Origin of the sequence: Endozoicomonas sp. YOMI1 (genome assembly GCF_024606345.1) — a bacterium.
Classification (GTDB): Bacteria; Pseudomonadota; Gammaproteobacteria; order Pseudomonadales; family Endozoicomonadaceae; genus Endozoicomonas.
Map to the genome: position 1 here is coordinate 1 of NZ_JAHHPM010000363.1, position 2,032 is coordinate 2,032.

A 2,032-nucleotide genomic window follows, 5' to 3' on the forward strand; every position below is an offset into this window, starting at 1 on the left:
GCTGGCCATTCAACGTCAGGCCATTCAGGCAACATTCCGCTTTGAAGCGCGCCAGGGGCAGTTTACTCTCCGGGATATCCGGGAAATCCTGAACCACCGCATCCGGTGTGACCTGATGGCCATTCAACATCAGGCCCCTCAGGCAGCATGTGGCTTTGAAGCGCGCCAGCTCCAGTGTTGCCCAGGCCGCCTGATAATCCTGAACCACCGCATCCGGCGTGACCCGCTGGCCATTCAACGCCAGGCCTCTCAGGCAGCATAGTTCCTTAAAGCGCGCCAGCTCCAGTGTTGCCCTGACTGCCTGATAACCCTTAACCACCTCTTCCTGCATGACCTGCTGGCCATTCAACGGCAGGCTCCTCAGGCAACATTCCGCTTTGAAGCGCGCTATCTCCAGTGTTGCCCTGATTGCCTGATAATCCTTAACCACTGCATCCGGTGTGACCTGCTGGCCATTCAACAGCAGGCTCCGCAAGCAACAATATTCCTTGAAGCGGGCCAGATCCAGTGTTGCCCTGACTGCCTGATAATCCTTAACTACCTCATCCGGTATGACCCGCTGACCATTCAACGGCAGGTCCCTCAGGCAACATTGTTCCTTGAAGTGCGCTATCCCCAGTTTGCCCTCTGGACTATCCGGGAAACCCTTGACCACCTCATCCGGTGTGACCTGCTGGCCATTCAACGACAGGCTCCTTAGGCAACATGCCTCTAAGAAGCGCGCCATCTCCAGTGTTGCCCTGGCTGCCTGATAATCCTTAACCACCGCATCCGGTGTGACCTGCTGGCCACTCAACACCAGGCCCATCAGGCAACATTCCGCTTTGAAGCGCGCTATCGCCAATTGACATTTATTATTTCGATCTGGCTTCCGGTTGAATTGTTGAATGACCTGATCCGGGGTAACTTTTTTATTGCCATGTAAAATGTTTTGCAGGCAAAGTCTTTGCAGGAAGAAACCAGCTCTGAGAGAGGTTGTATCGCTTCCATAGGCGGCAAGCACATCAGCCGCGGTGATTTGACGTCCTTGTAATGGTTTTTTTTTCCAAAAGGCATCCTCAATACATTTGGCATCATCAAGGGTGTTGGCTGAACCTCTATGAGACTGATGGTGTGAGACACTTTTGCCGTTAAATGTATTTCTGAAACGGTTAGGAACCCCGCTTGACCGGGCTTGTTGGCCAACCCAGCCAGCAGACTTAGGGCGGGAGTAGTTTGATGCTGTTGATTTCAGAATAAAACCCTTCAAACATGGACTGGTAACACCGCCTTTTGACCTCAAAATGATTATTAGGTTCCATTTATGTTCTCATTCTCAGGGTTTCACAGGCACATTCATTTTAAATTTATATGAACTGTTGGTTATCCACAGCGTAATGGGCATTAAAATCTCGCCAATCCAGTCAACAACGGAATCCTTCATCGGCACCGCTGGATCAAGGCCACGGGTCACTGCGTTCTGAACCAGTATCTGCTTGCGCTCTTTTAGCAGGTTGATCTGTTTTTCTTTGACCTGGATGGCTTGGTCGATTTGGGTGGTTTTGTTGTCGAGATAGTTCGCAATCCCCCTGTGCCAACATAGTTGTCGCCTCTCCTGAATTTAGAAACCTAAACAGGGGGCGGCCAGCGAGTGATCAATGGCCCGCTATTCAGAAGAGTTCAAAGAGTCCATCACTCAGAAGATGATGCCACCAAATAATGTGCCTGTTTCTCAGCTGGTACGTGATACTGGTATCTCTGATGTGACTCTGTACACTTGGCGAAAGAAAGCTTTATTTCAAGGAATACCTGTGCTTCAGGCCTATTGTCTACGGTGGCTGATAGAGCTTATTCGAGATCAAGTCCTGTTCAGGGTGGCATCGTTTTAACACCAAATCTGCCACGCTGGTGTTTAGCCTGATTCTGATGTCCTTCCTGATACATCATTTCAATGAGTTTGAGGTGTGTAATCTCCGTTCACCCTGAGCGTCCTTCGACTCCGCTCAGGATGCACGGACGAAGGGTGATTGGCACAGTCTTTATTCAGGGTATG

At 50.4% G+C, this 2,032-nt stretch carries 2 protein-coding genes; one reads left to right on the forward strand and one right to left on the reverse strand.

The genetic code is table 11. From position 1 onward, the window contains the following. Positions 1 to 1,249: hypothetical protein (locus tag KDK15_RS13000; RefSeq protein ID WP_257295811.1), on the reverse strand; the 1,249-nt coding region annotated here is incomplete at its 3' end. Between the two features lie 388 nt (positions 1,250 to 1,637). On the opposite strand from KDK15_RS13000, the gene KDK15_RS21295 reads away from it, so the two are divergent. After that, positions 1,638 to 1,868: a transposase gene (locus KDK15_RS21295; RefSeq protein ID WP_373691371.1), complete on the forward strand. Its 231-nt coding sequence runs from the start codon at positions 1,638 to 1,640 to the stop codon at positions 1,866 to 1,868. Positions 1,869 to 2,032 lie beyond the last annotated feature (164 nt).